Raw genomic sequence first — 23,156 nt, 5'->3', positions numbered from 1 at the left:
TTGGTGTAAACTAGTGCGCTTATGCCCCAATGTCTGGGTTTGACTGGAGAAAATCCCCCTGTGACGGCTAAGCAAGTAAAATTTGAACACCACCTAACCATCAAGCATCCCGAACAGAGTGATGCGGTGAGCCTGCTCGCAACTCTCTGTTCATTATCAAAACAACAGGTAAAGCAAGCAATGGTTAAAGGTGCTGTCTGGTTAACTCGCGGTAAAACTACCACGAGGCTGCGCCGAACCAAGAGAGCGTTACAGTTAGGCGATGAGCTGCATATTTACTACAACTCCAGTGTATTACAACAACAGGTAGATGATGCGGTATTGATCAGCGATCAGCAGCAATTTAGCGTATGGTATAAACCTTATGCAATGTTATGCCAAGGTTCAAAGTGGAGTGACCATACCACCATTAATCGTTATGCGGAACTGAACCTAAGTCCGCAACGCACCGCTAATATTATTCACCGTCTAGACCGAGCAGCGACAGGGCTTGTTGTCATTGGTCATGCCAAGCAAGCCACTGCGGCCATTGCCAAACAGTTTGAACTGCGGCACACCGACAAAATCTATCAAGTCATTGTTGAAGGCCAGTTTCCATCACAACCTATCACCATTAATAGTGATGTTGATGGCAAGTCGGCCTGTTCTCATGCCCGCGTTTTGGCCTACGACAGTAACCAGCATCGTTCACTAGTTGAAGTGAAAATTGATACCGGGCGAAAACATCAAATTCGTATCCACATGGCATCAAGTGGTTATCCGGTGGTCGGAGATAGGCAACATGGTGACGCGACAGGCGATGATGATAACCTGCAACTGACGGCCTGCTTTTTAGCCTTTAACTCGCCAGTTACTGGGGAGCGCCTCGAATTCAGTTTGCCCCAGCAGTATCGCCCCACACTTAGCGCACTTCGCAGTTAAACTCTGTGGGGGCATAAAGCAAAACCAGCTTACTTTTTAAGCCATTGCAATCAGGTTAACTTTCACTCTCCCAAGGCGTAATGGCACTCATATCAGCTAAGTCGTAAGGCGTTAACTGATAGACATAATAATTGAGCCAATTGCTGATCAGTAAACTGCCATGACTATGCCAGCGAGCAATGGGCTCAAGTCCTGGGTCGTTTTGCTTAAAATAGTTTTGCGGTACTGCGGGTTGCAAACCTTCAGCAAGATCACGGTAATACTCATCTTTAAGAGTGCTTTTCTGGTATTCAGGGTGTCCCATAACAAATAGGTTACGATTATTTCGGCTCAATACCATGTACGCGCCGGCTTCATCGGATTTGGTTAACACATTTAGCTGCGGATGGGCTTCCAGCTGCTGCACATCCATTTCTGCAAACCGTGAATGCGGTGCGTAGAACTCTTCATCAAAGCCTCTAAGCAAAGGGTAATGTTTACTGCTACGAATATGGCTGAACACGCCAGAGCGTTTGGTTTCCAGTAATTTTCGCTGCAACCCATAAAGGTGGTAAAGCGCAGCATGAGCTGCCCAACATAAAAACAATACTGAGGTAACGTGTTGTTGCGACCAGTCGATGATCTCACGAATATGGTCCCAATAAGTAACCTCCTCAAAGGCTATCTGCCCAAGCGGCGCGCCAGTGATGATCAAACCATCATAGTTCTTATGCCTAACGGCCTCAAAATCACGATAGAAGTTATTCATATGGTCGATAGAGGTGTGCTTAGACGCTTTATCATGAATGCGCAATAAATCAACATCCACTTGCAATGGTGTGTTACCCAATAAACGCAATAATTGGGTTTCAGTTTCAATCTTGTTGGGCATTAGATTGAGGATCAACACCTTCATCGGTCTGATATCTTGATTCGCTGCCCGCGTTTCGGACATCACGAAGATATTTTCTGACTCAAGGATCCCGGCAGCGGGTAAATTGTCTGGAATTTTAACTGGCATTCAGCGCCCTTCTACTCATTAATACAGGAAGCCGTAGCAGGCTTCCTAATGTCTATCGAGTGCGGCGCTATGACTATCTTGTAGCGCCAACCTTTTGTACCAATACCGATAGTGGTTGTTGGTTTGCTATATCAATATTGTAGGCTTGGGTATTAATGAACATAAGTTCACCATTTACGGTAATTTTCGCACCAACCGCATAAGTATGTCCGGACTCAAATTGGTCTCGGTTAATCACAAACTCAAACGGTGCCGGTGTTGTTACACCACTGCGTTCGATTTCTGCAATCACCACTGCGGGGGCATCCATTAATGACACATCTTTCACTTGAACCGTCAAAACAGCTTGTGGTGGCAGTGCGATGCGCTCCTTGTACCAAACCTCACCCTGTATCTCTACACTGGCTTTAGGGGTTGCGCACCCTGCCAAAATGCTGGTTACCATCAAGGTAGAGACTACTGGGGTTAACCACTTTTTCATGTTAGTGCTCCTAATCATACATCAAGACCTCTAGATGTCCATACGTCTGTTATATAAAAATTTGTCCTAAGACCAAGATATTCTTATCATAGGCTATCCTTTTTATTCCGAATACCTTCATGACTAAAGCCACTGCTATCATTGTGGGCGCTAGCTCACTTCTCAGCCAAGAAATTGCCAAAAAACTTGCTTCACAAGGAGTAAAGCTCGCGCTTTTCGCTCAAGACCCAAATGCCCTTGCCGATTTGGCCAGTAACCTGCCTACCGAAGTCAGTGTTCATCCTCTTAATATCGCCAATCCAGCTGCGGTGATCAGTAGTTTGGAACAAGTGTGGCAAGACCTTGACGGTGCGCATTTAGTCATCGTCAATACCGGCCTTAATAGTTATGACTCAGCGCTCCCTTGGCAACCAGAACAGGATATTATTACAGTGAATGTCCAAGGCTTCGCTGCGGTGTGTAATACCGCATTCAAATTGTTTAGCGAACAAGGCTACGGTCAATTAGCCGCGATAAATTCCATAGCAGGACTGCGTGGCGGACCGAGTGTGGCTTATCATGCATCTAAAGCCTTTGCGGCAAACTATTTAGAAGGGCTGAGCATGCATGCTCAGCGACTCAAACAACCTATCACCATCACAGATATCCAACTAGGACTACTAGATAAAGCGGCAATGCAGAAAAGCCGCCTTTGGTTGTCTCCACCAAGTGAAGTCGCCGCTCAGGTAGTTCATGCCTTGCAAAAAGGTAAGCGTAAAGCCTATGTCACTAAACGCTGGCGTCTGGTGGCTTGGCTAACCAAATTACTGCCCGAGTTTATTTATAACACTCGACACTGGCGCACTAAAGCCGAGCGGCAAGCCGAAAAAGCCGCCAAAAAACAGCAAAAGTAGTGACTCGGTTAACTTGTAACTGATAACAAAAAAGGCGCCTAAGGCGCCTTTTTCATGTTCAATATACTTAGAACTTGTAACCCACACTCACCATGTATACCCATGGATCGATATCTACAGTCACTTGTGGATATGGAGTGTCACCAGCGTTAAAATTCACATCGGTTGAAATATCTGCATACCAAACCGAAGCATTCACTAACCATTTGTCATTCACTTGATAGTCAAGGCCTGCTTGTGCCGCTAAGCCCCATGAGTTACTCATGCTCAAGCTATTAAGCTCAAGTGCTGTTGGGTTAGTAATTTCATTGTCAAAGAAGTTTGTGAAGTTGACACCCACACCGACATATGGACGTAACTTTGATTGCGCATTACCAAAATAATACTGTGCAACTAAGGTAGGTGGTAAATGCTTAGTTTCAGCAATTTTGCCTACACCTTCTAAAGAAATGTCATGTGAAAACGGGGTTGCAGCCAGTAACTCAATCGCCCAGTTATCAGTCAACATATAACCAAAGTTCAAACCCACTTGAGTGTTATCGCTCACAGAGAACTCTGAAATTTCAGCGATGATTGGGCTAGATTCGTTCGGTGATACCATCACAGCACCCGCTCGAACAATAATATCTCCCGCTTGGTGAGCGGCAACAGAAGAGGTAAAACCAGTAGCTAGTAGGGCGGTGGCAATCAAACCAGAAAGGATACTTTTTCTCATCATACTACTCCATTAATACAACATCATTGGCTGTTATTTTTATCAAATTCCTTACATTTGCACGTATCCTGCCAGATAGCCAAGCACGGCAATTTGATCCAAATCAATTTAACCAGCCAATACCTCTAAATAAGTAGCATTTGGCGACCTAAGTCACACTAATAAAACAAACATTGAAGATGCACGTTTAAAAAAATCGACATAGATCAACATTGAGCAAGAAGTGATCGCTAAAATTTTGCGATGATGGTTCAACTCGGTTTTAGCAATTAACGTTATAGCAACATTAAACTTGTTGACGGAGTTGGGAAGGAATTAGCGGGACTTAATCTGTAATTTTGGATAGCGGCTTAACCAACTCTTGCTGGTTAATCGCTCGTGAAATAACGCATTGTCTCTTGCAGGGTTTGGCGTTAAATGCAGCTCAAATAGTCGCTGTATCCCAAAAGGCGCAATAACCTCTATTTGGTTATTTATCCAGCGGGCTGCTACAGCGGTCTCTTTCTCTGGCCAATAGCACATAGCATCAATCGCGCTTTGGTAGGGTTTATCACCATTTCTAAGATGCATCCTAGCTTGATTTTTCACTGACCAAGGTAAATTAGGTTCAAGCTCAACCAATCGCGCAAAATAGGCTTGCTCTGTGCAGCGACGCGTATCGTTAGAGTCAAAGTAAATCACATCAACATCGTTGAGTTGATACTGGCTGCTATGCAATCTATCCCACACTAAATTTCGAACAAACCCTGCTGCAATCATACCTTGGGGAAGCGATAAGCTTGCAACATGTTTGAGGGCTGATAAACGTTGAGGGTCAGTGGTTAACCACTTATGTAGTTGGCGGTTCTGGGCGTGGCTTTGCTCTGAAATTTCAGCACGCTTTGATGCATCAGGGGTTAATGTCACAACAGACCTTTAACGGTTAAGCTTAAGATAACACTCAACAAGCTATGCTTTAGAAACGATGTTTGGTCCATTGTAATGCATCACTACAAACTACCGCTAGGTAAATCAGCTGTCATCGCCGCCATGGCTCGCCAAGCAAACATCCAGGCACAGCCAAACTCAAGCTTAAACTGGCAAAGCGAGCGCCAATATAATGAGTAACAGCCCTACTCCTAATAAGGCCGCTGCCGCTGAAGTCTGGTACTTAGGATCATTACACTTACTAATATTAAATACTTGATGGCTACCTGAAAATTGCATAAAAGGCTCTATTTAGAATTATCTAACCAGAGTATTGAATCGAAATTTAACATTCAAGTAACAGTAGTTGAGAATTACTCATGTTGAAGTGATAACAGCTTTATAAGGCTTGCTAAACATCAGTACTGTGATAGGTGACTTTATCCTAGGCAACACTAGCTAAGCGCCCCCTAGGTAACACTGATTTTAGTTAAACGGCGCTCGAGCAACATCAAACATACAGCGGTCATAACAGTAAACGCTGACTAATCAACTTTGTTTTTATAGGTTTCAGTATCCCAATAAAAAAGGTGCACTATGCACCTTTTAATCATCTTATAGAGCTCAATAGCTAAACTTCAAGATCTAGACGTCAATATCTAGACTTCAATATCTAGACTTCAATGCCTGACTATGAATTACGGCTGTTTTACCGCTTTCATTAATACTTCAGTGGTGTACTTATTATTGTTAATCACTGGGAAGCGGTCATAGGTTTGAAAAATCACCTGACCACGGTATTGAATCATCGCGACAACGCCATAGTTAATGCTTTTATCTATGGTATCGGCGGGAAAAGTGAACTTAAACGGTACCGGCGCCCTAGCAATATCGAAGCTTTTTTGCGCAATGATTGCCCCCGGTGTATCTAAATCAATCACCGCAATGGTAATTGAGCTTCCTTGGGGTAAAGTAATTTTTTCTAAATAGCCCGCAGCACCATTAACAATAATTGGCGGCTCCGGCTCAACAGTGACACAGCCCGCTAATGCTAATGTGAATACCAATACAATCGCGCCAAAAAACCGCGCCTTTACTTTTGCCAACATAAATATAAACCTTATCAATATCACTGATGAGATGACGACAATCGCATCAAACCTTCCTGGGTCGCAGAGGCTACTAGCTCTCCGTTTTGATTAAAAAACTCACCTCGTACAAAGCCGCGTCCACCACTAGCATTTGGACTATCGACACTGTAAAGCAACCATTGACTGAGATCTAGCGGCCGGTGGAACCACATAGCATGATCTATGGTTGCCATTTTCATCCCCGGTGTTAAAAAGGACACCCCATGCGGCTGCGCTGCGGTAACAAGAAAATTAAAATCTGACGCGTAGGCTAGTAAATACTCGTGCACCGTGTGCGAGGACGGTACCTGACCATTAGCGCGGATCCACACATAACGTTTCGGCTCAGTCGCTTTAGGAGCTAACGGGTTACTTGGGTTGACCAAGCGCATTTCAATCGGCGCATCAGCCATAAATTTTTCAAGCATTTTTGGCGGGACTTTATCTTGTAAAGTCATAGCCAACTCCTGCTGATTAAGCAAACCTTCAGGGCCCGGCACATCAGGCATCACGGCTTGATGAGAAAAGCCTTGCTCTTGCGCCTGAAATGAACAGGTCATGGTAAATATTGGTCGACCTTTCTGAATGGCTTTAACGCGTCTCGCACTGAAGCTACCACCATCGCGCATGATTTCGACATCATAAACAATCGGCAGTTTTTCATCACCGGCACGTAAAAAATAGGAGTGAAATGAATGAACTTGACGCTCTTGTGCCACGGTTTGTTTTGCAGCGCTCAGCGCCTGCCCCATTACTTGGCCACCAAACACATGGCCAAAGCCTAAATCTTGGCTTTGACCGCGAAACAGCCCTTCTTCGATTTGCTCAAGTGATAACAAAGAGAGTAAATCATCTAATACTTGGCTCATGATTGTACCTATGCGGTTAAGTATTGATTTGGTCTATTTCAACCTTAATCGTTTAGCTTACCTTAGATACTCCCAACGCCGCCAGTACAAGTTACTGCCTTTGCTATTCGATACGAATTTTTCGCTGCGCTGCACCGCGTTTAGCCCACGCCAACACTTGTGCTTCGCCACTTTCATGAAAATGTACCGGTAAGGCTTGATAAAGTTGTGGCCAATGCTGGCGAATCGTTTCTGGTTTACATTGCGACGACGGAAAATAAAGCGGATCATACTCAGTAAACTGACCATGGCTGACACTGCCTGCAGCAACTAACAAGTGCTGGCCTGTTGGTGCGTCATGATGAGCTAAAAATAACATCGCGGCATTGACTGAAGTTTTCGAAAATAGTGGTTTTACCGCTGGAGCCAAATGGTTTGCTGTCAGGTTAGTCAGCGCATGGGGGATTAAGGTATTCACATGGATATTGGCATCTCGCCCTTCAATACTCAGGCTATTAACCAAACCGATTAGCGCCATTTTACTGGTGCTAAAAGCCACTTCATGCATATTGCCGTATAGCCCACTGACTGCTGAGACCATTAAAATACGACCATAATTACGCTGTTTCAGTATTGGCCATACCGCTTTGGTAAGGTAGTAGCTGCCGTTAATATTCACATCCAACTGCTTGCGCCACAACTCACTTTCGAGAACATCAAAAGCTGCTGATTGATGGTATCCAGCATTATTGACCACAATATCAATCCGCTGCCACTTAGCGAGGATGTTTGCTACAACCTCATTAACGGCAACTTCATCGGCGACATCGAGCAAGAACATCTGTGCATCAGCACCAAGGCGAGTTAATGTCTGCTCAGTGAGTTTAAGCCCAGTACCTAAACGCTCACCGTTTTGTACATCGGCTTCACCATTATCGATTAACGCGACTTTAGCGCCGCGTTCAGCTAATGCAATGGCATAAGCACGACCAAGGCCGCCCCCTGCCCCCGTTACTATTGCTACTTGATCATCAAAGCGCATTAGATTTGCCCTACTGTATTGGTTACAGCCATGCCAAACTCACAGGTTAAGCCGATCCTTACCCCTAAAGGGATAAGTTGAAGTTATATCAACACACTTAACTGAGCTTTTCTTTGACCATGCTGGCAATTTCACTTTTATACTAGATAAAAAATGTGCGCTACATCAAAAATCTGCTGTTTTAAAACCTGCTAATAAAATGATGTTTTTACGATATTTTTTACTTTAATTGCTGCTAATTCTGTCACTACATTTCCACCAATGTATTGCTGGTGATAGCTCACAGATTTCGCTCAGTAAAAAGCGGATACTTCATCAACCAAGCCATTTTTGCTATGCTAGCGAATTAATTGACATTTACAGCTCGAAAGTCGAGCTGTCCACACACTTAATACTACGAATTCACACACCATGAACCCTTGGATTTTGGCCATCAGACCGCGAACACTGCCCGCGGCAATAGGCCCGCTTTTAGTGGGCAATATTCTCGCTTTACAGCTCGACTCTTTTAGCGTGTTGATCGCATTCACTTCTATGCTCTGTGCCGTGTTGTTGCAAATAGCGGTGAATTTAGCCAATGACTATTTTGATTTTAAAAGTGGCGTCGATACAGAAGAACGACTCGGACCTGTTCGGGTGACCCAAAGCGGCCTATTAGCGCCTGAAAAAGTAAAAAATGCCATGGTCCTATCCTTAGTGGCAGCATTGTTTGTTGGATCTTTGCTTATCTACCATGGTGGCTGGCCAATCGCACTACTGGCTTTGGCAGCTATTTTAGGAGCATTAGGCTACAGTGGTGGCCCCTATCCATTGGCCTCTCATGGACTTGGTGAAGTGGCAGCGTTTGTGTTTTTTGGCTTAGTGGCTGTCGTCGGTAGCTTCTACTTGCAGGCTGGCCACACTTCAACAGCGGCATGGATGCTCGGCAGCGCAATTGGACTATTTAATGCCGCAGTGATGTTGGTCAATAACACTCGCGACATAGAAACCGACACCAAAGCGGGTAAACATACTTTAGCGGTGCGGGTAGGACTGGCTCAAGCAAGAGTATTGTATCAAGGCTTTGTATACGTACCTTTTGCTATTCTTATCGGTGGTTTTTTACTTGGCTTGCTGCCGGGCTGGCCGACATTATTAGCCGGCTTATCATTAATATTTGCCCGTAGACTCAATGGTGACTTTAGCCAAACCAGCGGCGCAGCGCTCAACCCACTGCTTGGCAGAACGGCAAAGTTAACCATGATTTTTAGTACGCTATTTAGTATTGGTTTTGTCCTTCATGTGATTGCAGCCTAATACTAGGGCGTGTTGACCTTTCGAGCTGATTTTTGCAGCAGTTTGTGGATTCTTTATACAAGGCAGAGGCTATGATATGTAGTTGTACGACTTGATAAGCCAATAACGCAGTAGAAAGGAACCACAAACGCTGCCCGAAGGGTTCGGCTACAAGGGTTTTACTCTTTGTTGAGAGGTATTTTGCTTAGCATGCTAGGCGGCAAACCTCTCGCCGCGATAAAAACGCTTGTATTTCGAACAAAATTTAACCGCGAAAGGTCAACACGCCCTAATCAGTATAAACAAAAACGCCCATATTCAAGATATGGGCGCTCAGCATTAAAATGACTCACTTTTAGAATAATTTACTCGCGATTAAGCAGGCTTTACAAACAGTAGTCACTACCGTCTTTGGCGGTAAAGTGTTTCTGACCACGAGCTACCCCGCCCTTTATTAAACTCGCCCAGCTATGTTGGCCTTGTGGCTGCTGCGCATTGACAATTGTCATCATCGCCGCTTCCACCTGAACATCTTCTATATTAGCGCTATCACGACTGCCATTTTCACCACGCGGGTCAATACTAATCTCTAGGTGAAAACCGTTATTTTTTAGCACAATCGAGCTTGGCTCGCACTTATGACCGCACAGTGCAACAAACTGTTTAGGTTGCGCTAAGCCACTTTGGCTGCCGTCATTTAAAAATGCAAGTAGTTGGTTGTAATAAACCACATAACTGCGAACATCTTGATGAGAACCTTGGCTTAACGGAAAATAAGTATCCAATACTTGTTTTGCGTAGCGCATCGCACCTTGGCGCTGCTGCTCAATATCGAGTGCAACATTCCCCTGTTCTGCTGCAGCGGCAGGAAGCACTTGCTTGATAAAGGTGTAAATACTCTGATCGATTTGCTGGTGTTGTTCTGTTGACATATTCATAGCTGCTTCCTCTTCTAGCGATTCATGGTTGTCAGCATCTTTAACACAGTTGCTTGTTGCTTCTAATCTGACATTGACTGTCACAGTATTCACAATAAAGCCTGTCCCGATTGCTTAATTTGTAGTCTAGCCAATTTTTCATTACAATTTCACAATAAAAATTTCACAGTGTGAATTTTACAAAATGAAAAACAATAATAGCTTGATGCGAAAGTCTCATTTTCTTGGTACAAAAATAAGAAACTTGCGTAAACGCAATAACTTAACCATGGAAGATTTATCTGCAAGATGTGTCAGAGTTGATGCAAACTCCGCACCTTCCGTGTCATACCTGTCAATGATAGAGCGGGGAAAACGCGTCCCCAGTGCTGCAATGTTGGCGGTTATTGCTAGCGTTTTTCAAAAAGACGTTGACTGGTTCTTAGACGATGCGCCAGAGGAACAAGCGATCACTCCAGTGAAAGGTTCACGTGGAGGCATCAGCGGTATGGCGCTGGAGCCGAGTTTTCTTTTTTCTAATGAAATTTTACAAATAGCCATTCCTGAAATGCTGTCGCAAACCGGTATTACTGGTCGGCAATTTGCACATCTACTCATTCGTGCTCATCAAGAACACCATCAGAATCATTTTCCCGACTTAGAGCGTGCTGCTGAAGAAGTGGGCTTAAAACGCATGCCTCTCAGCCTTGAAGAGTTGCTGGAAATCGTTGCCCAACTTGGGATGAAAATTCGTTGGTTTGAGCGCTTACCGCAAGCGGTTATGGATGAGCAAGGGATCACCGAGCAACACATAGTGACTTCCTACTTTGAGCCTAAGAATACCATCTACCTCAATAAGCTACTCAAAGCCCACAGTCACCGCTTAAAGTACGATCTGGCTGTGCACATTGGCCACTGCATTTTACATAACAAGGATGGGATGCGCAGTGTCATGGTTGCCGGACGCAGTCACGGAACCAGTTTAGCCGATGATTCGGTTTCATCACCAAGCTCGTCAACGGTTGATGCACAAGATATTTTGCATGCTTGGCGCGACTTTGAAAGTAGCTTTTTTGCCGGGGCGTTGCTGTGTCCAAAGGTGCCTTATCGCCAACTGCTGGACCGCCATGGCTATGAAATTGATATTAATAAAAAAGTCGGTGTTTCTTCCTCGGTTGCGATGCGACGAATGACCGCTGTATCGCCCTATTCCCACTGGCACTATTTTGATGCATACTCTCCTGGCAAACTCAAAGCAGTTTACCGTGGCAACGGTATTCCGCTACCTTGGGGCAATATGCGCCAAGTTGAAGACCCTTGTCAGCATTGGGCGGTATTTAGAAAACTCAGTGAAACTAATACCGGTAGCTCAGCTCAAATTTCGATTTTAGACGTCGCTGACGAACCTAAAATTTATGCCTGTGAATCAATACGTGTCGCCGATTTAGCCGGCAACGATCATGTGTTGTGTGCCGGTATTGACCTCAATCCCGCAATTGAAGCGCAAGGACGCGACGCCAAAGGCATTTCACAAGCACTAAAAGCAGCTTGTGTCGATAACGGTGGCTCTTCAGCTATTCCTAAAGCGATTAAATCGGACTTAAAAAGTGTCGCTAAAATTCTCAATATCAACTGGGTTGAGCGAGGTATCGAAACCGAAGCGAAACTAATTTGCTCCCGCGGCGCGGTCTGCCCGCGCAAGCCAAGCTGTTATGCCAGTGGGAAATGTGGTGGTTAACAATGTGCAGGTTGATTGTGAAATAAGGAGAAAACGGGGCTAATCGCTATTAGCCCCTGCAGAAATACTCGTTAAAACATATTGTTTAACGCAATACCCACACCTAGGCGAGTTTGACTGTGGTTATAATCGATCAGGCTGTCACCATAGCCATTAAACAACAGAATATACCCATGTAACTTGCCATAAAGTGGCGTCGTAAACTCAACCTCTATAGCTCCTTTGTTAGTCGAAAAATTCTGCCTTCCGCGGACAACCATTTCGTAGTCGCCAAAGTCATAACCAAAGCCAAACTCGGCATGACCCATAAAGTCTGCAATATCTGGGTTATCATCTCCCTCAGGCAGGCTTGGATCCTCTTTTTCATCTTCGGGAATACGATACCAAGGCTTTAAGAAATATAGCCAATCACCATTTTCATATAACAACTCGGCGTAAACCCGATTCCAAGAACGAGACAATGACCCCGAGCGGCCATTGGATTGATGCTCGACACCAACGACGAGGCCAGTATTGCCATCCCACGGATGCCAATCCAATGGCGTAACATAAAAGAACTCTGGTCGGTAATTCGTTTCGCGAAACGGTGATGAGATATCATCTGCATAAACCTGCCACCAAGCTTCTAATGTGAACGCACCATAGATTCTATCGCCTTCAAAAAAGAGTGAGCCGTAACTCAATGGAAACTTAAAGCTCATTTGGAACTTAGCTTCAATATCTTCAAAGTTATCGGCATAGGCTTGGTTATCGCCATAAGCAGTCGGATTAATTTCACTGGTGGAGTACACCGGCAAAAAATAGTTGGTATGGTGTGGTGTTAGCACAAATTCTGATTGGTCTGTTTGACGCTCGGCGATAACCCGCTTACTCAGCACACCACCTTTAATGGTTTTACCATCAATTTCAATGGTGCCGTCGCGCTCAAGCTGAGTTTCAGCCTCACAGAGTTTACGTAACTCACCTATGGTCATCTCATCATTGGCCGTTGCCAATTGTTTGGTCATGCAGGTATCAAACTCATTGGCATGAGCTGATAGACTTAAAAATATCCCTGATAGTGCAAAGCTTGTTTTATTAAGCGGCAAAATTGCCTCCTTTTTGCGCTTCCATGTCAGCGAGTAAAGCTGATGACAACCCGCGATGCAGTTGTCCCGTTAGCATTCCCCAAATAACGCCTAGTTTAGCGACTAATTATCTATATTGCTTATCATTTGATGCAGTTTCATGACATTTAATTATTGTCTTATACCAATCGGCATAAGAAAGCGATCAACTCAGAGCTATTTTTGGCAAACTAGTTCGAAACGAATAACTTAGGTAATAGTGGCTCTATTGGCAAGTTATTCAACGAAGAAGTAGGCCGCCAAAAAAGCTCTCAAATGGCGTGTTTTAGCACTTCTGATACTGTGTATACGAACTTGAACGTAGCGTAACTATGCCCATCATTCGTTGCAAGCCACATGGTCTTGACTGTTCCAGACAGTCATAAGACATTTCCTCCATCCCTGGAGGTCAGATGTGGTGAATGTCATTGATGCGTGACTATAGGGATATAGGAGGCAGAGTAACGCAGGAGCCGTTACCGAGGAGCATTTAATGACCTTATCTCACAAGTGCTAAACTCTCGCTGAGCGATCACCGCTTTATGCTGATTGGTATTAATCGTTACAGCATTTACTGTGGCTGAACTTTATCAATTAACGCTTGCCATTGCGGATACTGGTTCAAGCTCTGCTGTAAATCTCCCCATGGTGCCATCACCACAGATTGGTCAGCTTGCTCGGGGTGATACTTAGCCAAATACAAATAATAAAACGCTGAAGCGCGATAATTCGCTGCGCAATGAACCAGTACTTTATTGTGCTGATTAGCTTGCATCACATCGAAAAACTGCTCAACATCACTCACTAATGGTTGCTGCCAATCTACTTCAATATTGACATATTCCATGCCTGCGTCTTTAACTAGTTGCGCTTCATTGGCTAACCCATTGGGGTTATCTTGCGGAATTAAGTTCACCACTAAGGTCACACCGGCTTCACTCAAGAGCGCGAACTCTTGCTTGGTTGGCAAGCCTGCGGTCATTACATTGCCATGTACTTGCAGGGCTTTGATACTATTAAGGCCGTTTGTAGCATCAGATTCTACTGACGGCTTTGCCATGGTCGATTGGCTTGAGAAGAGTATTAACGTACTCAGTAACATCAAACGATATGCCAGTTTCTTTAACACAATACTGTCCCTACCCTAAGTTTACTTAGTACAAAACTGCTCAAAAGCTTGCTGGGTATTGTCAAACCCTTCTCGTTCGGCCACTTCCCACGGTCTAACGCAACGTGCTAGCTTTTCACACCATGCATAACCTGCCGATGCTATGCAGCCTTGTGCTGAACGATCGGCACCCACCATCGCTTCATCAGGATCTGGCTGATTAGCTGTGCTATTGCAGCCCATTAGCACGGCCATACAAGTAGCTAATAGAAACATTTTTTGACTGGATTTAATTTGACTGATTAGCGGCATACTAACTTCCTTGATATAAGCATATGACTTAACGATAAATTACCTAACAAGGTTAGTTGCTAAGCAAATAGAATACAACTCGACGATTTAGCTTTCACAAACAAAAAAGGAGCCGTTTGGCTCCTTTTAAAATGGGAGAATTTAGCGCTTTTCTATAGTGCGAGACTCCGCACTCCAGTTTAAGTGATATTTTTCACCTGCTGGCATATCGACTCGCTCGAATGTATGAGCACCAAAATAATCTCGCTGCCCTTGCAATAAATTGGCCGGCAAAGTTTCACAGCGATAACTGTCATAATATGCTAAGGCTGAACTGATACATGGAGCGGGGATACCTTTTAGTACGGCTTGAGAGACCGCTAAACGCCAATCTTGCTGCTTGTCTGATAAGTGTTCACTGAAGGTGGTTGCCATCAACAAGTTAGCAAGTTCTTTGCCTTGGGTATTCGCCTGCTGATAGGCCTGAGTGATCGACTGTAAAAAGGTTGCACGAATAATGCAGCCAGCTCGCCAAATCTTAGCAATTTCAGCAAAGTCTAATTGCCACTGCTTTTCTTTCGCCGTCATCGCCATTAGCTGAAAACCTTGGGCATAGCTTGCAATCTTAGCGCAGTACAGTGCATTTTCTAGCTGGTCAATAAACTGGGCTTTAACTTGTTCATCAACAGGCTGAGCTTGAGGGCCACGGAGTTGTTGCGACAGCTGCTGTCGCTGCTGTTTTTGAGTGCTGACTGCACGCGCATAAACCGCTTCAGCAATCGTTGGCGCAGGACAGCCAATTTGCAAACTACTTACCGCTGTCCAAAGACCAGTACCTTTCTGACCCGCTTTATCAAGGATCATTTCCACCAGCGGCTTACCGGTTAGCGGATCGGCTTGACGTAGCACATCGGCACTGATCTCCATCAGGTAACTATTTAAAATACCTTTATTCCACTTGGCAAATAACTCACCAATTTCATGCTGACTCATCGAAAAGCCTTCATGCAACAAGTGGTACGCTTCGCAGATAAGTTGCATATCGGCATATTCAATACCGTTGTGAACCATTTTTACATAATGTCCAGAGCCAGCTGGGCCAATATACGTTGTACATGGCTCACCCTCGGTAACAGGGTTTCCAGGCTCTTGACGCTCAATAGGTAATCCAGTTTGTGCATCAACTTTAGCGGCAATCGCTTGCCAAATCGGTGCTATACGCTGCCAAGCTTTCTCACTACCGCTAGGCATTAACGAAGGTCCAAACCTTGCACCCATTTCGCCACCTGAAACCGCGCAGCTGAAAAAGGTAAATTTGTCTGCATATTGCTGTTCACGTGCCACAGTGTCGGTCCACAAACTGTTGCCAGTGTCGATAACAATATCGTCTTGTTCAATACCGGCATCAATCAATGCAGCACAAACGCCATCAACGGGTGCACCTGCAGGTACCGATAGAACAACAATGCGTGGCTTACTGAGGTTAGATAACATTTCTGAAAGATTGCTACACCCTAACACACGAGGGGCAAGGTCTGCTTTTCGCTCTGCCGCTTCTTGTTCTACAAGCTGTTTGATCTTGTTTTCATCAAGATCAAACGCAGCAACGTGATAGTGATTATCAGCAATATTCAGAGCAAGGTTTTTGCCCATCACGCCTAAGCCAATCACGCCTATATCAAGGAGGTCTGTGTGGTTTTGCATTGGATTTCCCAAGGAATACAGAGAATACTTTAACCTATCGTTTATTATTTTCTACTCAATTACTTTAAAATCAGTAGCTTGCTTAGCTATGATTTATCACATGATATTAAGCATAGTTGATAGGCACGAATTGGTCGCGATTATACAAAAATTGGTAACTTAATTACTAGGAAAATGCCAACATCACTGAACCAAATATAAAACAGTGTGTTTCATTAAAATAACAAAGTGGCCCGTTAGCACGATCATTGCCGTTAACTAACACTATCAGTAAGGAATTTTTTCGATTATTCTCTATTTAAATCATCTGTTAATACCAAACATAACTCCCGTAACTCATCAAGCTTGGCTTCAGAAACCGAGACTTTCTTGAGTAATTGTTGTTTGAGATCTAATGCTTGCTGTTTCAACTGGCTACCAGCCTCGGTGGTAACAATCACTTTTTTACGCTCATCAGTGCTATCAACATGTCTTGCTAAAAGCCCCTTCGCTTCAAGACGCTTAACGATAGGCGTAAGTGTACCTAAATCTAGCTTTGTCGAGCGCGACAAATCAGTTAGATTGGCGTTGTCCTGCAACCACAAAGCTTGCATAACAAGGTATTGAGGGTAAGTCAGATCACACTGTTGTAATAACGGACGATAAGCACGAACGAGTGCATTGGCCGCAGTATAGAGGGCAAAACAGACATTATCAGATAACGACAATGGCTGCTCGATTTGTGGCGGGGCGGCTTGCAAACGACTCAAAATAACTTCCTTCAACTCTAACAATATAGCGTGTAACCCTCCCCCCTTTTTGCAATAGGAGGGTGTTGACCTGTTCAATGCATGCTTTTAGGCAATATTTCATCGAGTCATTAGTGTATCGCATTTTAGTTAGCGCACAAAGCATTTGCTTTGCGCGCTAATTAAATGTAGATTGGTGAGCAATTAGTTTGCACGCAAAGTAAAATGAGGATTTATGAACGCTCAGCAAATCGTTTTAGCATCACGCCCTGAAGGCATGCCAACAGCCGATAATTTTACCCCTCAATCGGTTGAGTTACCGCCAATTAAACCTGGAGAATTTTTAGTCAAAAACCTATGGATGTCAGTTGACCCATACATGCGTGGACGCATGATTGACAGAAAAAGTTATATCGCGCCATTTGCCATTGGTGCTCCTTTAGAAGGAGGTGCTATCGGTGAGGTTATTGAATCTCAACATCCTGACTTCCCTGTTGGCACTAAGGTTAGCAGCATGCTTGGCTGGCGAAGCCACTATGTTAGCGATGGCACCGAACACACCGCCTTGCCGCAAACTCCGTTGAGTGAATCTCACTTTCTTGGTGTGATGGGCATGCCTGGTATGACAGCCTGGACAGGGCTAAACCGCATTGCAAAGTTACAAGCAGGTGAAACTTTATTCGTGTCTGCCGCTTCTGGCGCGGTCGGCAGTGTTGCCTGTCAATTGGGTCTACTCATGGGAGCCAAAGTCGTTGCTTCTGTTGGTAGTGATGAAAAAGCACAACACCTAAAAAGTCTCGGCGTAGATGCCGTGATTAATTATAAGAGCGTCGATAACCTCAGTGAGGCCCTTAAACATGCGGCTCCACAAGGTATTGATGTTTACTTTGAAAATGTCGGTGGCGACCATTTAGCCGCATCCTTAGACAACATGAATGATCATGGCCGAATTGCGGTCTGTGGCATGATTGCTCAGTACAACGATACAGCTCCAACCCCAGGGCCAAGTAACTTAGCCAATATCATTATTAAAAAGCTCAAAGTTGAAGGTTTTATTGTCTTTGAGCATTGGCAACATTACCCAGAGTTTGCCAAGCAGATGGGGCAATGGTTGGCAAGCGGGCAGGTTAAAGCAGAGCAAACCATATATCAGGGGCTCGATAACGCCGCTGAAGCATTTATTGGCCTATTCCAAGGTAAAAACAAAGGTAAAATGGTTGTGCAACTAAACAACTAAAGCTGGTTGATTAATATAAAAGCTGGCCAAGGCCAGCTTTTATTAATACTAGGGCTTATTTATCAGACTCATTTTTATTGATAAGCAGAATAATCAACAGCATACCAAAGAAGGTAACGATACTGACTTGCAGTGGACCTGAAATTTTAAAGCCCATTTCACTACCATTAAGAATATCAAAAATATCTTTCAGCGCCCCAATGGAGATTAATGCCATTGAACCTGATAATACCCGGGTAAAGCGCTTGCTATTTCTTGTACGTAGCTTTTCATACAGTTTGGCGGTTTCAGAAATAATCTCTTCTTGACGGAAATGGATTTTATCTAAGGTCTTTTGGGTGCGAGTATGCAGCTTATCAAAGTCCATATGATCAAACACTTTCTGAACCATGCGAGTATGATCAGGAAATGTCATCATACTGCCTGCATTAATCAATTCTAACAACCAATGGGCATCATGGGTAAATTGCCTTAGGCAATCCGCTTCATCGGTTAACTTTTTCACTTGCCCGCGTAACTTGGCCGCCGAGATCCGTTTGTCTTTTAAGGTGGGGACTGCATGGGTTAAATTGTGCTGCAGCTGCTTATCCAGCAGCTTGTTGGTTAAATGAAATAGATTATTAACTGCAGCGGCAACTTCCATCATTTCGGCTGACTGCTCTAACACCCAGTTAGGTTGTTGTAATAAGCCTAAAATACACTCATGATGATTGGTGAATACAAACTCATCATGGTTATAGCAATCTTTATTAAGATTATATTCATCAGAAGTTACAGTGCGTAAACACCAATCATCCACGGCACTGCGTAACTCTCGCTGCTGTAGCACAAACACAGGATAGGCAAAGTGGGTCTTTAAAGATTTCGCCGTCATTGAGATATCGTTCCCATCCACACGCTCGATAACTCGGTCTAATAATGTCGACACAAAGCGATTTTCTGAAGCGTTATAAATGAGCAGATCTGCAACTGGATTTTGATAGTGACTAAAATAATCATTAAGGGTTTCTGCCAGCTCAGCAAAACGTTGCTCTGCAAACTCTTCAAATAATCCATAAGTTTGATCATGCCAACTCATCTGCTGGTCCATGGCAAATGGCGTCCCCAAGGACATAGCGTGGCGCACTCCGCTAGCACTGACATATTCAAGTGGTGCACGTAAATTTAGCGCAAAAATCCCCATAGGGTAATAGATAAGCTCAACATCAAAGACTAGCTGATTATCCTTGCCTCCCTTATTGCGAAACGGCATCGTCAACTCAGGCAATTGCCAAGAGTAAATATCCTCGAAATCTTTGGCGATTCCTGCCCAAATATCGTTAAGCATATTACTCTTTGGGGTATCCGCCCCCCATTGAGATAAGTGCAATGCATGATTTGTTGGACCGGTCTCAACGATTTCCGCAAGGGCTTTTCTCAACTCTCGAGTTACGATGTGATTAACATTGGCAAAATAGGAGATGCTAATCGAACCGCGCTCTACATAAAGCTCACCAGAACCTGGCTGCCGATTTTCGCTAAAAAACGTTAGCGGCGGCCAAAGCGCTTCTAAATCTGTGGACATGATGTATTTATCTGCCGCTGTCAACGCTCTTACAGCGGTAATAAACTGCGGCCGTAATTGCGCCATTTTGGCCGTCAGTATTGCCGGCTCTCCCCAGCGAATATCACAAAGCTCAGCAATGATCGCAACGCCTTCACTAAAATGACGATAGGCATTAAATTCCGGCAGCAAATGCCGAGCAAATAATTGACTCTCAACCTCATTAAATTCAGCAGCGAATGTGTTAACACACGCCAAATGGGTTTCTATATTTTGCGTCGCCTCAGCCATTAACCATTCTTGACTGGTATAAATGCCCCTATCGATGTAACACACATCGATTTGTATTGCCGCGAATTTCTGCAGCACTTTGACTAACGGTGATGGCGTTATTGCTTCTAGCGCCGTAATGCTAGAGCGAACTAACGTCTCAGCATGTAAATACCAATTACTTTCTTCCACTTCATGACGCGCGTAACCATAACAAGCGCTGAACAGTAAAAAGGCCTCACTGTTATCTAACTCGTTTATCTGCTCAAATTTAATCGTCGGCTGTTGTTCAAACTCATCAACTAGCTGATAGGCTGTTGAGTTGCGCGATTGAAGCTCCGCTTTGGCCCAATGAAAGCACTGTTCAAAGTCTTCTTCACAGATGTGATTAAAAAATTGGCCTAAAAGTGTCTGCAATGCGACATCACTGTCAAGTGTCATAAACTGTCCCTGGAAAGTATGCGTTGGCGCTGTTTAATCAAACGAGGATCATCAGTCTTGAGGTAGTAACTGCTAGTGAAAATATGACTAACGATATCCCAAAGTTGCTGCTTGGTGGGTAATGATTGCTTAGGCTTTAGGTGGTACATCAAGGCCATAGGCGTCGATTCATTATCATCATAATGGGGAGAAAGGTACTCGATATTAAAACTGATAAAACCAAGCTTTTTATAAAACCGCTCTGGACCAGCTTCCGCCTCGACCAATAAACACTGGTAGTCTTGCTGCTGGTCAAAAAATGCAAATAACTCATCACATAACAGTTTACCCAACCCCGAGCCCTGCTTGCATGGCGCGATAAATAGATATCCAAGCATGGCAAATTGTTGTTGAGGATATAGCTCAGTCAATGACATACCCAGCGTTGTATCACCGTCACAGACCACCACACATCGTGAATGACCGTTATCTACGGACAACTGAAGTGCTTCTATTGGCTCTCGCTCCCACTTTGGAAACACCTCGCAATAGATAGCCATCGCGCTATCCCACAAAGGGCCTGCAGCCTGTTGTAATTGTTTTATCTGCATGATTTGCTGTCTTTTAATGTTTGCGAAATCATAACAAAGTTGTTAATCAACTGGCTAGAAAAAGCATCATCTATAGGTGTATCAGTTTGATAAAATGTGGCTTTGGTTTTGCTATGAGTATGGCTAAAAGTGTGGCTAAGAGTGTAGCTTTGGTTTTGCTAAGAGTGTGGCTAAGACTGATTAATATTAGGCTAACGGGTTACGCAGATTTCGCTTGTATCACTCCATGTTTGCTCATTGCATGCATAGACTAACCAAGAAAATATTGCCCTGGTTTAGCTTGTCGCAACCAAGCTAAAAACATATCAGCGTCCTTCTCCTCCTCTTTGGGCGCCCAACTAGCAAACTTGGCAGCATTGGCCGCATCATAAGGCCCTTGTTTTACTTCCATTATCGCTGCTGAATCAGTGGTAACATATAAGCTATGACAAGTATTCGGCGGCAACTCTAGTACTGAAACGCCATTTAACGGGGATAACATCACTTTCTGTTGTATAACGCCCTGTTTATCAAATATAACTACAACCACTGTACCTCTTAGGACAACCACCAACTCCCACTTGTCATTATTGTTATGCCAATGGGGCCGAACATAACTTTTCTGCTGCAGCGCAATACACAGCCTTTGTACTGGTTCGTGATAACTTTTGTGTAGGTTATAGTGGGCTCGCTTACGTGGACTCTCTGTTGCTTGAAGAAGTAAGTCATCAAGCAAACAGTCATCAACTTTTATCATGATTTTACCTTAGCGACTTTCGCATTATTCATCGCGCCTTTACCCATACCGCTTTTAACTTTAGGTCATAACATCAGTCAAAACACTCATCGTAACCTAAGTCATAACCTTAGCCATAACATCAGTTTGCTTATAACTTGAGATACTTTAGATTGTCAGCGATTTTTGTTCACGACTAAATGATTATTCACCTTTAAATTCGATACGAGCCAGCTGAACTTGCCGGCGATACTGCGCGTCATCAATTACCCCTTGGGCTAATTGCGCTTTAGCGTGATTAACTTGTTGCCAATATCGATACTCTATTGCTGCGAAAATATAACCCAGCTGCAATTCAGTAATCTCATTAGTAGAAAATGCATCATGAGCAAGCAGGCTGTTCCAGTTCTGGCCATGCTTGGGCGGCGGGAAACTAAAATCACGGTGCAATATTGCTGAATTTGAAACCACTCTCCCCTTTTGTACATGTTCTTTAGCACACAAATACAACAAGTAATCTACCGAAGCCTGAGCGCCATGTAGATGAAAATTAAACTCTGCATTACACTCGCCAATCACATTGCCTTGCTCATCGAGAATATCCAGCTGACCGCTTGCGCAACCCGACATCACCATGGCTATCATGCCAATGAGCAATACTTGAAGACCTAAGATGTTCCTATTCATCAACGTCGACAAATTAACGGGAAACCATACAAGCCGTAAATTATGTACGCTGTTCATTGATAAAAAACTGACATGAAAACTAGATAAAAGTGCATTATGTTAATGGTTAGCTTTTCCGGCTTCTAAAATGGGTAGCCCTGCTTCAGTGGGGATATAAATACGCTCTCCATTACCGTCTTGGAGGCCTTTAATCCATACATAGCGAAGGTAGGCTTCATTGTTTTTTAAAGACTCGCCAATAATTTTATTAGCTTGAGCTGCGGCTTTAGCCCTTTCAATATCAGCTTGGCCTTCGGCCTTTGCTTTGACTATTTTCGCTTTGCCTTCAGCTTCTGCTAAAGTGATTTTCGCTTGTGCTTGCATCAGTGCAGCTTGCTCCCGCGCTTTAGCTTCTTCAATTAGTATTTGCTTAGACCACTCAGCCTCTTTCAATGCTGCTCTGCCATTAAGCTCCATCTTGTAGACATTGTATTTTGGCCATGCCCAAAGCGATAACACAATGACCAATAAACCGAGCACTGCCATCAGCGCTATAGAGCCAAGTGCTAAAGCCTGCTTATTTTGATACATCGATACTCCCTGTGTAATTTTTATCACACCAATCATTAATATCGGAGGTTAACATGTTAAAGCCTCAAAAAATCAATCTGATAATAAATGTGCTATCACCGTATTCTTTATTTGAGCTAACACAGACACTGTCACCGGGCTACTTATGTCCAGCTCCACCCAGCCATCAGTTCCCATAAACCAAGCTTGGTGGTAAATCAGTTGTTGGTCATCACTATGGATTAGTTCCCCCACCAATTTAAATGTCCCTTGTGGCGTCATAAGGCGACTTATTTCAAATTTCACAACATTTTCCTTGAA

Annotated in this window: 23 protein-coding genes and 1 pseudogene; 5 read left to right on the top strand and 19 right to left on the bottom strand. The window is 44.0% G+C overall.

What is annotated here, in order from left to right; translation table 11 throughout:
• Positions 1 to 21 precede the first annotated feature (21 nt).
• Positions 22 to 921, top strand: coding sequence for an RluA family pseudouridine synthase (locus ACHUFW_RS02735; RefSeq protein WP_394200449.1), 900 nt, complete (start codon positions 22 to 24; stop codon positions 919 to 921).
• A gap of 55 nt (positions 922 to 976) precedes the next feature.
• Here ACHUFW_RS02735 and metA read toward each other — a convergent pair whose 3' ends face one another.
• Positions 977 to 1,921, bottom strand: a complete 945-nt coding sequence (metA, locus tag ACHUFW_RS02730; RefSeq protein ID WP_394200448.1) for a homoserine O-acetyltransferase MetA — start codon at positions 1,919 to 1,921, stop codon at positions 977 to 979.
• A gap of 73 nt (positions 1,922 to 1,994) precedes the next feature.
• A complete protein-coding gene (locus ACHUFW_RS02725; RefSeq protein ID WP_394200447.1) occupies positions 1,995 to 2,402 on the bottom strand; it encodes a YbaY family lipoprotein in 408 nt (135 codons plus the stop codon).
• Positions 2,403 to 2,521: 119 nt separating this feature from the next.
• Here ACHUFW_RS02725 and ACHUFW_RS02720 point away from each other — a divergent pair, with 119 nt between their 5' ends.
• Entirely contained in the window at positions 2,522 to 3,295 is a 774-nt protein-coding gene (locus tag ACHUFW_RS02720) for an SDR family NAD(P)-dependent oxidoreductase (RefSeq protein ID WP_394200446.1), read from the top strand.
• A gap of 67 nt (positions 3,296 to 3,362) precedes the next feature.
• Here ACHUFW_RS02720 and ompW read toward each other — a convergent pair whose 3' ends face one another.
• The 5 genes from ompW to ACHUFW_RS02695 form a co-directional block, all read right to left on the bottom strand.
• Complete coding sequence (ompW, locus tag ACHUFW_RS02715) at positions 3,363 to 4,013, bottom strand: outer membrane protein OmpW (protein ID WP_394200445.1); 651 nt, start codon at positions 4,011 to 4,013, stop codon at positions 3,363 to 3,365.
• Between the two features lie 312 nt (positions 4,014 to 4,325).
• Positions 4,326 to 4,916: a nucleotidyltransferase family protein gene (locus ACHUFW_RS02710; protein WP_394200444.1), complete on the bottom strand. Its 591-nt coding sequence runs from the start codon at positions 4,914 to 4,916 to the stop codon at positions 4,326 to 4,328.
• 698 nt (positions 4,917 to 5,614) lie between these two features.
• A complete protein-coding gene (locus ACHUFW_RS02705; protein WP_394200443.1) occupies positions 5,615 to 6,025 on the bottom strand; it encodes a YbaY family lipoprotein in 411 nt (136 codons plus the stop codon).
• Between the two features lie 20 nt (positions 6,026 to 6,045).
• The gene (gene tesB, locus ACHUFW_RS02700; protein ID WP_394200442.1) at positions 6,046 to 6,915 is read right to left on the bottom strand and encodes an acyl-CoA thioesterase II; all 870 of its coding nucleotides are present in this window, start codon (positions 6,913 to 6,915) and stop codon (positions 6,046 to 6,048) included.
• 103 nt (positions 6,916 to 7,018) lie between these two features.
• Positions 7,019 to 7,936: an SDR family NAD(P)-dependent oxidoreductase gene (locus ACHUFW_RS02695; RefSeq protein ID WP_394200441.1), complete on the bottom strand. Its 918-nt coding sequence runs from the start codon at positions 7,934 to 7,936 to the stop codon at positions 7,019 to 7,021.
• A gap of 405 nt (positions 7,937 to 8,341) precedes the next feature.
• On the opposite strand from ACHUFW_RS02695, the pseudogene ACHUFW_RS02690 reads away from it, so the two are divergent.
• Positions 8,342 to 9,232 (top strand): annotated as a pseudogene (locus ACHUFW_RS02690) (1,4-dihydroxy-2-naphthoate polyprenyltransferase); the annotation flags it as partial.
• A 365-nt stretch (positions 9,233 to 9,597) separates the two neighbouring features.
• Here the strand turns inward: ACHUFW_RS02690 and ACHUFW_RS02685 are convergent.
• On the bottom strand, positions 9,598 to 10,242 hold the full coding sequence (locus ACHUFW_RS02685) for an aldolase/citrate lyase/malate synthase family protein (RefSeq protein ID WP_394200440.1): 645 nt from the start codon (positions 10,240 to 10,242) through the stop codon (positions 9,598 to 9,600).
• Between the two features lie 91 nt (positions 10,243 to 10,333).
• Here ACHUFW_RS02685 and ACHUFW_RS02680 point away from each other — a divergent pair, with 91 nt between their 5' ends.
• The gene (locus ACHUFW_RS02680; protein ID WP_394200439.1) at positions 10,334 to 11,866 is read left to right on the top strand and encodes a DUF3612 domain-containing protein; all 1,533 of its coding nucleotides are present in this window, start codon (positions 10,334 to 10,336) and stop codon (positions 11,864 to 11,866) included.
• A 71-nt stretch (positions 11,867 to 11,937) separates the two neighbouring features.
• Here ACHUFW_RS02680 and ACHUFW_RS02675 read toward each other — a convergent pair whose 3' ends face one another.
• The 5 genes from ACHUFW_RS02675 to ACHUFW_RS02655 form a co-directional block, all read right to left on the bottom strand.
• The gene (locus ACHUFW_RS02675; protein WP_394200438.1) at positions 11,938 to 12,954 is read right to left on the bottom strand and encodes a phospholipase A; all 1,017 of its coding nucleotides are present in this window, start codon (positions 12,952 to 12,954) and stop codon (positions 11,938 to 11,940) included.
• 589 nt (positions 12,955 to 13,543) lie between these two features.
• Positions 13,544 to 14,101: a protein tyrosine phosphatase family protein gene (locus tag ACHUFW_RS02670; RefSeq protein ID WP_394200437.1), complete on the bottom strand. Its 558-nt coding sequence runs from the start codon at positions 14,099 to 14,101 to the stop codon at positions 13,544 to 13,546.
• Positions 14,102 to 14,122: 21 nt separating this feature from the next.
• Positions 14,123 to 14,392: a hypothetical protein gene (locus ACHUFW_RS02665; RefSeq protein WP_394200436.1), complete on the bottom strand. Its 270-nt coding sequence runs from the start codon at positions 14,390 to 14,392 to the stop codon at positions 14,123 to 14,125.
• Between the two features lie 141 nt (positions 14,393 to 14,533).
• Positions 14,534 to 16,075, bottom strand: coding sequence for an NADP-dependent phosphogluconate dehydrogenase (gndA, locus tag ACHUFW_RS02660; RefSeq protein ID WP_394200435.1), 1,542 nt, complete (start codon positions 16,073 to 16,075; stop codon positions 14,534 to 14,536).
• A gap of 287 nt (positions 16,076 to 16,362) precedes the next feature.
• Positions 16,363 to 16,824 carry a MarR family winged helix-turn-helix transcriptional regulator gene (locus ACHUFW_RS02655; RefSeq protein ID WP_394200434.1) on the bottom strand — a complete coding sequence of 154 codons (462 nt, stop codon included), beginning with the start codon at positions 16,822 to 16,824 and terminating at the stop codon, positions 16,363 to 16,365.
• A gap of 214 nt (positions 16,825 to 17,038) precedes the next feature.
• Between ACHUFW_RS02655 and ACHUFW_RS02650 the strand changes: the two genes are divergently transcribed.
• Positions 17,039 to 18,040 (top strand): NADP-dependent oxidoreductase, encoded by a 1,002-nt coding sequence (locus ACHUFW_RS02650; protein WP_394200433.1) that lies wholly within the window; start codon positions 17,039 to 17,041, stop codon positions 18,038 to 18,040.
• A gap of 55 nt (positions 18,041 to 18,095) precedes the next feature.
• Here the strand turns inward: ACHUFW_RS02650 and ACHUFW_RS02645 are convergent, their stop codons facing one another.
• From ACHUFW_RS02645 to ACHUFW_RS02620, 6 genes are all read right to left on the bottom strand, one after another.
• A complete protein-coding gene (locus ACHUFW_RS02645) occupies positions 18,096 to 20,294 on the bottom strand; it encodes a hypothetical protein (RefSeq protein ID WP_394200432.1) in 2,199 nt (732 codons plus the stop codon).
• Positions 20,291 to 20,884 (bottom strand): GNAT family N-acetyltransferase, encoded by a 594-nt coding sequence (locus ACHUFW_RS02640; protein ID WP_394200431.1) that lies wholly within the window; start codon positions 20,882 to 20,884, stop codon positions 20,291 to 20,293. The genes ACHUFW_RS02645 and ACHUFW_RS02640 overlap by 4 nt, the downstream gene beginning before the upstream one ends.
• 250 nt (positions 20,885 to 21,134) lie before the next feature.
• The gene (locus tag ACHUFW_RS02635) at positions 21,135 to 21,620 is read right to left on the bottom strand and encodes a WbuC family cupin fold metalloprotein (protein ID WP_394200430.1); all 486 of its coding nucleotides are present in this window, start codon (positions 21,618 to 21,620) and stop codon (positions 21,135 to 21,137) included.
• Between the two features lie 183 nt (positions 21,621 to 21,803).
• On the bottom strand, positions 21,804 to 22,286 hold the full coding sequence (locus tag ACHUFW_RS02630) for a hypothetical protein (protein WP_394200429.1): 483 nt from the start codon (positions 22,284 to 22,286) through the stop codon (positions 21,804 to 21,806).
• A gap of 99 nt (positions 22,287 to 22,385) precedes the next feature.
• On the bottom strand, positions 22,386 to 22,856 hold the full coding sequence (locus ACHUFW_RS02625) for an SPFH domain-containing protein (protein ID WP_394200428.1): 471 nt from the start codon (positions 22,854 to 22,856) through the stop codon (positions 22,386 to 22,388).
• A 72-nt stretch (positions 22,857 to 22,928) separates the two neighbouring features.
• On the bottom strand, positions 22,929 to 23,141 hold the full coding sequence (locus tag ACHUFW_RS02620) for a hypothetical protein (RefSeq protein ID WP_394200427.1): 213 nt from the start codon (positions 23,139 to 23,141) through the stop codon (positions 22,929 to 22,931).
• Positions 23,142 to 23,156 lie beyond the last annotated feature (15 nt).

The organism is Shewanella waksmanii (genome assembly GCF_043643685.1).
GTDB lineage: Bacteria > Pseudomonadota > Gammaproteobacteria > Enterobacterales > Shewanellaceae > Shewanella > Shewanella waksmanii_A.
The sequence above is the reverse complement of the archived record's forward strand: the minus strand, read 5'-3'. Positions and strand labels throughout refer to the sequence as shown.

Coding starts and splice junctions, on each gene's coding strand:
- ACHUFW_RS02640 (WP_394200431.1), bottom strand. CDS start 20,884: ATGCAGATAAAACAATTACAACAGGCTGCAGGCCCTTTGTGGGATAGC.
- gndA (WP_394200435.1), bottom strand. CDS start 16,075: ATGCAAAACCACACAGACCTCCTTGATATAGGCGTGATTGGCTTAGGC.
- ompW (WP_394200445.1), bottom strand. CDS start 4,013: ATGATGAGAAAAAGTATCCTTTCTGGTTTGATTGCCACCGCCCTACTA.
- ACHUFW_RS02665 (WP_394200436.1), bottom strand. CDS start 14,392: ATGCCGCTAATCAGTCAAATTAAATCCAGTCAAAAAATGTTTCTATTA.
- ACHUFW_RS02635 (WP_394200430.1), bottom strand. CDS start 21,620: ATGATAAAAGTTGATGACTGTTTGCTTGATGACTTACTTCTTCAAGCA.
- ACHUFW_RS02625 (WP_394200428.1), bottom strand. CDS start 22,856: ATGTATCAAAATAAGCAGGCTTTAGCACTTGGCTCTATAGCGCTGATG.
- ACHUFW_RS02735 (WP_394200449.1), top strand. CDS start 22: ATGCCCCAATGTCTGGGTTTGACTGGAGAAAATCCCCCTGTGACGGCT.
- ACHUFW_RS02720 (WP_394200446.1), top strand. CDS start 2,522: ATGACTAAAGCCACTGCTATCATTGTGGGCGCTAGCTCACTTCTCAGC.
- ACHUFW_RS02725 (WP_394200447.1), bottom strand. CDS start 2,402: ATGAAAAAGTGGTTAACCCCAGTAGTCTCTACCTTGATGGTAACCAGC.
- ACHUFW_RS02695 (WP_394200441.1), bottom strand. CDS start 7,936: ATGCGCTTTGATGATCAAGTAGCAATAGTAACGGGGGCAGGGGGCGGC.
- metA (WP_394200448.1), bottom strand. CDS start 1,921: ATGCCAGTTAAAATTCCAGACAATTTACCCGCTGCCGGGATCCTTGAG.
- ACHUFW_RS02630 (WP_394200429.1), bottom strand. CDS start 22,286: ATGAATAGGAACATCTTAGGTCTTCAAGTATTGCTCATTGGCATGATA.
- ACHUFW_RS02680 (WP_394200439.1), top strand. CDS start 10,334: ATGAAAAACAATAATAGCTTGATGCGAAAGTCTCATTTTCTTGGTACA.
- ACHUFW_RS02645 (WP_394200432.1), bottom strand. CDS start 20,294: ATGACACTTGACAGTGATGTCGCATTGCAGACACTTTTAGGCCAATTT.
- ACHUFW_RS02705 (WP_394200443.1), bottom strand. CDS start 6,025: ATGTTGGCAAAAGTAAAGGCGCGGTTTTTTGGCGCGATTGTATTGGTA.
- tesB (WP_394200442.1), bottom strand. CDS start 6,915: ATGAGCCAAGTATTAGATGATTTACTCTCTTTGTTATCACTTGAGCAA.
- ACHUFW_RS02650 (WP_394200433.1), top strand. CDS start 17,039: ATGAACGCTCAGCAAATCGTTTTAGCATCACGCCCTGAAGGCATGCCA.